At 46.8% G+C, this 8,854-nt stretch carries 15 protein-coding genes; all 15 read left to right on the top strand.

All coding sequences use genetic code 11. The features are described 5' to 3' along the window. Positions 1–6 precede the first annotated feature (6 nt). The 15 genes from rpsN (at position 7) to Q3O60_RS15200 (ending at position 8,674) form a co-directional block, all read left to right on the top strand. A complete protein-coding gene (gene rpsN, locus Q3O60_RS15130; RefSeq protein ID WP_305894780.1) occupies positions 7–312 on the top strand; it encodes a 30S ribosomal protein S14 in 306 nt (101 codons plus the stop codon). A 21-nt stretch (positions 313–333) separates the two neighbouring features. Then, a complete protein-coding gene (gene rpsH / locus Q3O60_RS15135) occupies positions 334–726 on the top strand; it encodes a 30S ribosomal protein S8 (RefSeq protein WP_305894781.1) in 393 nt (130 codons plus the stop codon). 14 nt (positions 727–740) lie between these two features. After that, complete coding sequence (rplF, locus tag Q3O60_RS15140; protein ID WP_305894782.1) at positions 741–1,274, top strand: 50S ribosomal protein L6; 534 nt, start codon at positions 741–743, stop codon at positions 1,272–1,274. Positions 1,275–1,283: 9 nt separating this feature from the next. Further along, the gene (rplR, locus tag Q3O60_RS15145; protein ID WP_305894783.1) at positions 1,284–1,634 is read left to right on the top strand and encodes a 50S ribosomal protein L18; all 351 of its coding nucleotides are present in this window, start codon (positions 1,284–1,286) and stop codon (positions 1,632–1,634) included. Between the two features lie 9 nt (positions 1,635–1,643). Further along, entirely contained in the window at positions 1,644–2,147 is a 504-nt protein-coding gene (gene rpsE, locus Q3O60_RS15150; RefSeq protein ID WP_305894784.1) for a 30S ribosomal protein S5, read from the top strand. Between the two features lie 6 nt (positions 2,148–2,153). Beyond that, on the top strand, positions 2,154–2,336 hold the full coding sequence (gene rpmD, locus Q3O60_RS15155; protein WP_305894785.1) for a 50S ribosomal protein L30: 183 nt from the start codon (positions 2,154–2,156) through the stop codon (positions 2,334–2,336). A gap of 3 nt (positions 2,337–2,339) precedes the next feature. Continuing rightward, positions 2,340–2,774 carry a 50S ribosomal protein L15 gene (gene rplO, locus Q3O60_RS15160; protein ID WP_305894786.1) on the top strand — a complete coding sequence of 145 codons (435 nt, stop codon included), beginning with the start codon at positions 2,340–2,342 and terminating at the stop codon, positions 2,772–2,774. 17 nt (positions 2,775–2,791) lie between these two features. Continuing rightward, entirely contained in the window at positions 2,792–4,117 is a 1,326-nt protein-coding gene (gene secY, locus Q3O60_RS15165; protein ID WP_305894787.1) for a preprotein translocase subunit SecY, read from the top strand. Between the two features lie 22 nt (positions 4,118–4,139). After that, entirely contained in the window at positions 4,140–4,253 is a 114-nt protein-coding gene (gene rpmJ / locus Q3O60_RS15170; RefSeq protein WP_091344871.1) for a 50S ribosomal protein L36, read from the top strand. A gap of 125 nt (positions 4,254–4,378) precedes the next feature. Then, positions 4,379–4,735: a 30S ribosomal protein S13 gene (gene rpsM, locus Q3O60_RS15175; protein ID WP_305894788.1), complete on the top strand. Its 357-nt coding sequence runs from the start codon at positions 4,379–4,381 to the stop codon at positions 4,733–4,735. A 13-nt stretch (positions 4,736–4,748) separates the two neighbouring features. Then, positions 4,749–5,138 (top strand): 30S ribosomal protein S11, encoded by a 390-nt coding sequence (gene rpsK / locus Q3O60_RS15180; protein ID WP_305894789.1) that lies wholly within the window; start codon positions 4,749–4,751, stop codon positions 5,136–5,138. Positions 5,139–5,171: 33 nt separating this feature from the next. Next, positions 5,172–5,792, top strand: a complete 621-nt coding sequence (rpsD, locus tag Q3O60_RS15185; protein WP_305894790.1) for a 30S ribosomal protein S4 — start codon at positions 5,172–5,174, stop codon at positions 5,790–5,792. 24 nt (positions 5,793–5,816) lie between these two features. Further along, positions 5,817–6,806, top strand: a complete 990-nt coding sequence (locus Q3O60_RS15190) for a DNA-directed RNA polymerase subunit alpha (protein ID WP_305894791.1) — start codon at positions 5,817–5,819, stop codon at positions 6,804–6,806. A 38-nt stretch (positions 6,807–6,844) separates the two neighbouring features. Then, on the top strand, positions 6,845–7,246 hold the full coding sequence (gene rplQ / locus Q3O60_RS15195; protein WP_305894792.1) for a 50S ribosomal protein L17: 402 nt from the start codon (positions 6,845–6,847) through the stop codon (positions 7,244–7,246). Between the two features lie 114 nt (positions 7,247–7,360). Then, entirely contained in the window at positions 7,361–8,674 is a 1,314-nt protein-coding gene (locus Q3O60_RS15200) for a serine hydrolase (protein ID WP_305894793.1), read from the top strand. Positions 8,675–8,854 lie beyond the last annotated feature (180 nt).

Here is an 8,854-nt window from a genome sequence, read left to right on the forward strand (position 1 = left end):
AGGGTTATGGCAAAAAATTCAATGAAAGCACGTGAAGTAAAGCGTGCAAAGCTGGCAACCAAATACGCTGAAAAGCGTCACGCACTGAAAGATCTGATTGCCAGCCCGGCGACTTCTGATGAAGATCGTTGGTCTGCTGTTTTGCAACTGCAATCATTACCGCGTGATTCTAGCCCGTCCCGTCAACGTAACCGTTGTCGTGTGACTGGTCGTCCGCATGGGTATCTGCGCAAGTTCGGCATGAGCCGGATCAAAGTCCGTGAAGCGGCAATGCGCGGTGAAATTCCTGGCCTTCGCAAGGCTAGCTGGTAAGAATCACGGGAGTAACGAGCTATGAGTTTGCAAGATCCAGTAGCGGATATGTTTACTCGCATCCGCAACGGCCAAACGGCCAACAAAGTCGCGGTTAAAATGCCTTCTTCTAAATTGAAGATTGCAATTGCGAATGTATTAAAAGACGAAGGTTACATCGATAGTTTCGTTGTAGCAGACGATGCGAAGCCTGAACTGGAAGTGACGTTAAAGTATTTCCAGGGCAAGCCTGTTATTGAAACCATTGATCGTGTCAGCCGTCCGGGTTTACGTATCTATAAGAAACGTGACCAGTTACCTAAGGTAATGGGTGGTTTAGGTGTTGCTATCGTTTCAACATCTAAAGGGCTGATGACTGACCGTGCTGCGCGCAAGGTTGGGATCGGTGGCGAAATCATCGGCTATGTAGCGTAACGGAGGGGTAATCTATGTCTCGTGTAGCTAAAGCCCCCATTACTATTCCTGCAGGTGTTCAGATTAATCTGGATGGCCAGAAGGTAGCAGTAAAGGGCAAAAACGGCGAGTTGGCTGTAACAGTCAACCCAGCGGTAGAAATTGTAATTGACGGTGATGTGGTTCGTACTTCACCGCGTGAAGGTTTCGCCAACGCTATCGCACAAGCAGGTACTGCCCGCGCGCTGATTAATAACCTGGTGACTGGTGTCACTGAAGGTTTTAGCAGCAAGCTAGAGTTGGTCGGTGTTGGTTACCGTGCCAAAACTGAAGGCAAAGTGCTGAGCTTAAACCTGGGTTTCTCTCACCCGGTGAACTTCCCTATTCCGGAAGGCATCACGATTGAAACACCAACCCAGACTGAAGTTGTTGTCAAAGGCAGTGACAAGCAGTTGGTTGGTCAGGTTGCAGCGAACATTCGTGCGTATCGTAAGCCAGAGCCATATAAAGGCAAAGGTGTTCGTTACGCTAATGAAAACGTGCGTCGCAAAGAAGCCAAGAAAAAGTAGGGTAGGAAGATGGATAAGAAACTTGCTCGTCTGCGTCGTGCCAAGCGTGTACGCAGAAATATTATCGAACAAGGGGCGAATCGCCTGGTTGTGCATCGTACGCCACGTCACATCTATGCCCAGCTGATCGCACCAAATGCTGAAGTGATTGCGGCGGCTTCTTCTGTAGAAGCAACGATTCGTGAATCCCTGAAGTACTCGGGTAACGTCGATGCAGCCACAGCGGTTGGTAAAGCAGTTGCTGAACGTGCTGTAGCGAAAGGCGTTACCGCCTGTGCTTTTGACCGCAGCGGCTTCCGGTATCATGGTCGCGTGAAAGCTTTAGCAGACGCGGCGCGTGAAGCCGGTCTTCAGTTCTAGGAGTAGCACATGGCTAACGAAGAAGTGAAACAACAATCTGATCTACAAGAAAAGCTTGTAGCTGTAAACCGTGTGTCTAAAGTTGTTAAAGGTGGGCGTATTTTCAGCTTTACAGCTCTGACAGTAGTCGGTGACGGCAATGGCCGTGTAGGTTACGGTTATGGTAAAGCACGTGAAGTTCCAGCTGCTATTCAAAAAGCAATGGAAAAAGCACGTCGCAACATGACTCAGGTAGAATTGAACGGACAGACTTTGCATCACGCAACTCGCGGTGTGCACTCTGGTTCAAATGTCTACATGCAGCCGGCCTCTGAAGGTACCGGTCTGATCGCAGGTGGAGCAATGCGTGCAGTGCTTGAAGTGGCAGGGATTCAAAATATCCTGTCCAAGTGCTACGGCTCTACCAACCCGATTAACGTAGTCCGTGCAACTATTGACGCTTTGGCTTCAGTGAAGTCACCAGCACAAATAGCTGCTAAACGTGGCTTACGTGTAGACGATATTCTGGGGTAATCTGCCATGGCTAAAAAGACAGTAAAAGTAACTCAAACCAAGTCCGGTATTGGTCGTTTACCTAAGCATAGAGCTACATTACGTGGTTTAGGTCTTCGTCGTATCGGTCATACGGTTGAAGTTGAAGATACACCTTCGGTACGCGGCATGATCAATGCAGTGTACTACATGGTTCAAGTGGAGGAGTAAGCTATGTTATTAAATACACTCTCTCCTGCAGCTGGCGCCAAAACAGCGAAAAAACGCGTGGGTCGTGGTATCGGCTCAGGCTTGGGTAAAACCGCTGGCCGTGGCCATAAAGGTTTAAAATCCCGCTCTGGTGGTAAAGTTCGTCCAGGCTTTGAAGGCGGTCAAATGCCTTTGAAACAGCGTCTGCCTAAATTTGGTTTTACGTCACGTAAATCCTTGGTGACTGCTGAAGTACGCTTGCATGAGCTGACAAAAGTTGAAGGTGATGTGGTTGATTTAAGCACCCTGATGGATGCAAATATCATCCCACGTACTACCAAGTTTGCCAAAGTGGTATTGTCCGGCGATGTTACACGCCCAGTGACTGTAAAAGGTCTGCGTGTATCGAAAGGCGCCCGGTCTGCCATTGAAGCTGCCGGTGGAAAAGTCGAAGAATAATAAAAGGATAGTACGTAATGGCTAAACCAGGTTCGGACGTAAAAGGTAAAGGCAGTTTTGGCGAGCTCAAAGCCCGCCTGCTGTTTGTACTTTTAGCCCTGGTCGTATTCCGGCTAGGCACCTTTGTGCCAATCCCTGGAATCGACGCCACCGTGCTAGCTCAATTATTCGAGCAACAAAGAGGGACCATCGTTGAAATGTTTAACATGTTCAGCGGTGGTGCTTTGGAACGTGCATCTGTGTTTGCGCTTGGCATCATGCCTTACATCTCTGCTTCGATTATCGTTCAGTTATTGAGCGTTGTGCATCCGCGTTTAGCGGAGTTGAAGAAAGAAGGTGAGGCTGGCAAGCGTAAAATTCAGCAGTATACGCGTTATGGTACTCTTGCATTAGCAACGTTACAGTCGATCGGTATTGCTACCGGCTTACCAAATATGATGCCAGGTCTGGTGATTAACCCAGGCTTTGCATTTTACTTCACCGCAATTGTTAGTTTGGTTACCGGAACCATGTTCCTGATGTGGTTAGGTGAGCAAATTACAGAGCGTGGAATTGGTAATGGTATTTCGTTGTTAATTTTTGCTGGTATCGTTGCTGGACTTCCATCTGCTGTTGGTGGAACCATCGAGCAAGCTCGACAGGGCGATTTGCACTTTTTATTACTGGTAGCTATCGTTGTGATTGTTGTCGCGATTACGACCTTCGTGGTGTTCTTTGAGCGAGGTCAACGTCGTATCGTGGTGAACTATGCCAAACGTCAGCAAGGCCGTCAGGTTTTTGCAGCGCAAAGCAGTCATTTACCGCTGAAAGTCAACATGGCTGGTGTTATTCCGCCTATTTTCGCATCGAGCATTATTTTGTTCCCAGGCACGATTGCCACCTGGTTTGGTTCAGGTGAAGGCTTTGCCGCTAACTTCCTACAGGAGCTAGCGTTAACGTTATCACCAGGGCAGCCGTTGTATATTATGTTGTATGCTGCGGCCATCATCTTCTTCTGTTTCTTCTATACTGCGTTGGTGTTTAATCCGCGCGATACAGCAGATAACCTGAAGAAGTCTGGTGCCTTTATTCCAGGTATTCGTCCGGGTGAGCAAACATCCAGATACATCGATAAAGTAATGACACGTTTAACCCTAGCCGGTGCCTTGTACATTACCTTTATCTGTTTAGTTCCCGAGTTCATGATGGTTGCATGGAGTGTGCAATTTTACTTTGGTGGTACATCATTACTGATTATCGTCGTAGTTATTATGGACTTTATGGCACAGGTACAGACTCACTTGATGTCTCATCAATACGATTCTGTGCTTAAGAAAGCAAATCTTAAAGGCGTGAGCCGATAAGATAATTTTGCGGAGTGAAGTCATGAAAGTACGTGCTTCCGTTAAGAAGATCTGCCGTAACTGCAAAATCATCAAGCGCAACAACGTTGTGCGAGTCATTTGCAGCGAGCCAAAGCACAAACAGCGCCAAGGCTAACAGCAGAAGCAAACTGGTGGGCTAAGTAATTAGCCCACGAATTGTTTGCAAAATACACGTCATTTGAGTATCCTTACGGGCTTTTCAAATTGGCACCTATAAATTTTAAGTGAAGGAGAAGGTTAGTGGCCCGTATAGCTGGCATTAACATCCCCGATAATAAACATGCGGTTATCTCGTTAACCTATGTTTATGGTATCGGTAAAACTCGCGCTCAGGCTATTTTAGCCGCCGTGGGTATCGAAGAAAGTACCAAAATTGCATCTTTATCTGATGCTCAATTGGATACGCTTCGTGAAGAAGTTGCAAAATACACCGTTGAAGGTGACTTGCGCCGTGAAGTGACATTAAACATTAAACGTTTGATGGATCTAGGTTGTTACCGTGGTTTACGCCACCGTCGTAGTTTGCCTGTTCGTGGTCAGCGTACTAAAACAAATGCGCGTACCCGGAAAGGTCCACGCAAGCCGATTAAGCGATAAGGCAGGGTAACTCATGGCTAAAGCACCAGTTCGTACTCGTAAACGGGTAAAAAAGCAAGTATCAGATGGTATGGCTCATATCCATGCTTCTTTTAACAACACCATCGTGACCATCACTGACCGCCAGGGCAATGCTCTGTGTTGGGCAACTGCTGGTGGCTCAGGTTTCCGTGGCTCTCGTAAGTCCACGCCTTTCGCAGCACAGGTTGCAGCGGAGCGTGCTGGCGTAGCGGCGCAGGATTATGGTGTAAAAAACCTCGAAGTGTTTGTGAATGGTCCAGGACCAGGTCGCGAATCTGCTATCCGTGCATTGAACGGCGCAGGTTTCCGTATCACGAATATCACCGACGTGACGCCTATCCCACACAATGGATGCCGTCCACCTAAAAAACGTCGCGTGTAATCACAGCGCTTCACGGATTATTGGAGAAAGAAGATGGCTAGATATTTGGGCCCTAAGCTCAAGCTGAGTCGCCGTGAAGGAACAGATTTGTTCCTGAAGAGCGGCGTGCGGGCAATTGACTCAAAGTGTAACTTAACTACAGCTCCTGGTCAGCATGGTGCCCGTCGTGGTCGCTTGTCTGATTACGGTATTCAGTTACGCGAAAAACAAAAAGTACGCCGTATGTATGGTGTGCTCGAGAAGCAGTTCCGTAATTACTACAAAGACGCTGCTCGTATCAAAGGTAACACCGGCGAAAACCTACTTCAGTTATTGGAGTCGCGTTTAGATAACGTGGTGTACCGTATGGGTTTAGCTAGTACACGTGCAGAAGCACGTCAGCTGGTTAGCCACAAAGCAATCTTAGTGAATGGCCGTGTTGTTAACGTTCCATCGTTCACTGTGTTGCCAGAACAAGTTGTTGCTGTACGCGAGAAAGCGAAAAAGCAAGCGCGTATCGCTGCTGCTCTAGAGCTGTCTGGCCAGCGTGAAAAGCCAACTTGGGTTGAAGTAGACTCGAATAAACTTGAAGGTGTTTTCAAACGTCTTCCTGAGCGTTCAGATTTGTCTGCTGACATCAACGAACAGTTAATCGTCGAGCTTTACTCTAAGTAAGGCTAAATGTTAAGAGAGGATACAATGCAGGGTTCTGTCACCGAATTCCTTAAGCCGAGATTAGTTGGTATCGACAAAGTCAATCCAACTCGTGCCAAAGTTACTTTGGAACCACTTGAGCGCGGTTTCGGACATACCTTGGGTAACGCACTTCGTCGTATTCTACTGTCTTCTATGCCTGGTTTTGCAGTCACAGAAGTAGAGATCGAAGGCGTGCTCCATGAGTACAGTTCGAAAGAAGGTGTGCAAGAAGATATCATCGATATCCTTTTGAACCTTAAAGGCTTGGCCTTCCGCCTGGAAGACAAAGATGAAGTCACACTGACTTTAACCAAAAAAGGTGCTGGCCCTGTAACTGCTGCTGATATTGAGCGCAGTGACGGTGTTGTCATTGTAAACCCAGATCATGTCATCTGCCACCTGACAGGCGATACTGAATTCAGTATGCGCTTGAAAGTTGAGCATGGCCGTGGTTATGTGCCTGCATCAGCCCGTCTGTCCTCCGATGACGACGAGCGTCCTATTGGTCGTTTGCTACTTGATGCTTCATTCAGCCCGGTTGAGCGTATCGCTTATACGGTTGAAGCAGCTCGGGTTGAGCAACGTACCGATTTGGATAAGCTAATTATCGACATGGAAACCAATGGTACGCTTGAGCCTGAAGAGGCGATTCGTCGTGCTGCGACTATTCTGGCTGAACAGCTGGAGTTCTTCGTAGAATTGCGTGACAAGAGCGAGCCAGAAAAACGTGAAGAGAAGCCGGAGTTCGATCCTATTCTTTTACGTCCTGTCGACGATTTAGAATTAACGGTTCGTTCTGCTAATTGTTTGAAAGCAGAACAAATTCAGTACATCGGTGATCTGGTGCAACGTACCGAAGTTGAGTTATTGAAAACTCCTAACTTGGGTAAGAAGTCGCTTACCGAAATCAAAGACGTACTGGCATCTCGTGGTTTGTCTCTGGGCATGCGTCTAGAGAATTGGCCACCAGCCAGTCTGGTAAACAAAGACTAACCGGATCCAGTTCCTGGTTTAGTAAGAAGGAATAGGTCATGCGCCATCGTAAGAGTGGTCGTCAATTAAATCGGAACAGCAGCCACCGTCAGGCAATGTTCCGTAACATGGCAAGTTCGTTGGTGAAGCATCAAATCATCAAAACGACATTGCCAAAAGCGAAAGAGTTACGCCGTGTGATCGAGCCATTGATCACTTTAGCAAAGAACGACAGTGTGGCTAATCGCCGTCTGGCGTTTGCACGGACTCGTGATAAGGAAGTAGTAGGCATCTTGTTCAATGAACTTGGTCCTCGCTACAATGCCCGCCCAGGTGGTTACACTCGTATTATGAAGTGTGGCTTCCGCAGCGGTGACAATGCGCCAATGTGTTACATTGAGCTAGTTGATCGTCCAGAAGTGGAAGATGAAACTATTGTCGAAGAAGCGGTTGCAGAGTAAGCAACTTCGTAATTAAAAAACCGGGACTTGTTCCCGGTTTTTTTATGCCTTGCGTTTACGATGATTATTCTTTATAACATTAGCTATTGGAATAAATTATTCGGATACGTGCTTATGTCTGTGTCTCATGTGCCGCTTATATCTTGTACGTTGCTCTGCCTGGTCTCCCTTGTTAGCTATGCCAGCGATGTATCCCCTAAGATAGAGTGTCTTTCAGCAAACAAAGCGATCTGTCAGCAAGCAAATACTAAGCTATTTGCCTCGATCCCTGACACCTACCCTACGCTACAAAAGGTGCTAGCGAACCCCAAACAGTTCCGAGTACAAATTCAATACACTCAGATTATCCGTGAACCCTCACAAACCCCTCACTTAATTCGTTATAACCTAGGCGTTGATGACCAAATCTATCATTACCCGGCTAGCACCGTAAAATTGCCTGTCGCCATTCTGGCACTTGAGTGGTTAGAGCAGCAACAAGCTTCACTTGATATTGATACCACTTGGCACACTTTTGCCAGTCGTCCGTCGCAGGTTGCAGTGACCAAAGATAGTGATGCGATCGATCAGCGCCCAACTTTACATCATTACATCAAGCAAGTGATGATGGTCAGTGATAACCCTGGTTTTAATCGAATGTATGAATTGCTTGGTCTGGATCATATGAACCAGTCATTACGCAGTAAAGGGCTCAGTAGCGCTACCATCAACCATCGCCTCAGTATGCCGATGAGCGTTGAAGAAAACAGGCATTTTAATCCAATGGCATTTTTAGATGCACAAGGTCATGTGCTACATGCATTGCCAGCAAGATATAGTGAGTCGTACTATCCCAATATATTAAACCCGAAGTTAGGGCAGCGCTACTTCGCTGGTGGTGAGTTAATTGAAGCGCCGATGGATTTTACCGATAAAAACAGGTTATCGATTGCTGATCTTTCTGGCGTGATAGAACGCCTCATCTTTCCTCAATTATTCAGTGCGGAACAACAGTTTCAAATTAGTGATGAGCATCGCGAGTTACTATTACGCTATATGGCGAAGTACCCTTCAGAAAGCCAGCAACCTGACTATGCAAGCAAAGGTATCGCGGATAATCGCTATAAATATATCAAGTTCGGAGGTACACCTCAGTCCATTCCAACACAGCAACGCTGGCTCAACAAAATTGGTAGTGCTTATGGTTTTTTGACAGATGCGGGCTACTTTATCGATTTAGAGCATCATATTGAGTTTTTCGTTAGCGCTACTGTGTATGTGAATGATAACGAAACCTTGAATGATGATACCTATGAATACCAACAGATAGGATTGCCTTTTCATCGCGAGCTGGGTGAATACCTCTATAGCTATGAATTAAAGCGCGCGCGGTCAGTCACACCCGATCTGAGCTTCTGGCAGCAATTCATCACTGACTTTGAGCAATAAACCCCCGCTTCGTTTAAAAAGTAATCGTTCGAACGAGATCCGGTAAAAAAGATCTTGATCGACTTTGAATGATCTCTATAATGCGCTCCACAGATGACGGAGAGGTGACAAACCTACTACCGCATCAGCTCTCTAACCAGAGCACGCTCTTTAACAATAAGCAATCAATTATCTGTGTGG

Source organism: Alkalimonas collagenimarina (assembly GCF_030717845.1).
Taxonomy (GTDB): Bacteria; Pseudomonadota; Gammaproteobacteria; order Enterobacterales; family Alteromonadaceae; genus Alkalimonas; species Alkalimonas collagenimarina.

Coding starts and splice junctions, on each gene's coding strand:
- rpsN (WP_305894780.1), top strand. CDS start 7: ATGGCAAAAAATTCAATGAAAGCACGTGAAGTAAAGCGTGCAAAGCTG.
- rpsH (WP_305894781.1), top strand. CDS start 334: ATGAGTTTGCAAGATCCAGTAGCGGATATGTTTACTCGCATCCGCAAC.
- rplF (WP_305894782.1), top strand. CDS start 741: ATGTCTCGTGTAGCTAAAGCCCCCATTACTATTCCTGCAGGTGTTCAG.
- rplR (WP_305894783.1), top strand. CDS start 1,284: ATGGATAAGAAACTTGCTCGTCTGCGTCGTGCCAAGCGTGTACGCAGA.
- rpsE (WP_305894784.1), top strand. CDS start 1,644: ATGGCTAACGAAGAAGTGAAACAACAATCTGATCTACAAGAAAAGCTT.
- rpmD (WP_305894785.1), top strand. CDS start 2,154: ATGGCTAAAAAGACAGTAAAAGTAACTCAAACCAAGTCCGGTATTGGT.
- rplO (WP_305894786.1), top strand. CDS start 2,340: ATGTTATTAAATACACTCTCTCCTGCAGCTGGCGCCAAAACAGCGAAA.
- secY (WP_305894787.1), top strand. CDS start 2,792: ATGGCTAAACCAGGTTCGGACGTAAAAGGTAAAGGCAGTTTTGGCGAG.
- rpmJ (WP_091344871.1), top strand. CDS start 4,140: ATGAAAGTACGTGCTTCCGTTAAGAAGATCTGCCGTAACTGCAAAATC.
- rpsK (WP_305894789.1), top strand. CDS start 4,749: ATGGCTAAAGCACCAGTTCGTACTCGTAAACGGGTAAAAAAGCAAGTA.
- rpsD (WP_305894790.1), top strand. CDS start 5,172: ATGGCTAGATATTTGGGCCCTAAGCTCAAGCTGAGTCGCCGTGAAGGA.
- Q3O60_RS15190 (WP_305894791.1), top strand. CDS start 5,817: ATGCAGGGTTCTGTCACCGAATTCCTTAAGCCGAGATTAGTTGGTATC.
- rplQ (WP_305894792.1), top strand. CDS start 6,845: ATGCGCCATCGTAAGAGTGGTCGTCAATTAAATCGGAACAGCAGCCAC.
- Q3O60_RS15200 (WP_305894793.1), top strand. CDS start 7,361: ATGTCTGTGTCTCATGTGCCGCTTATATCTTGTACGTTGCTCTGCCTG.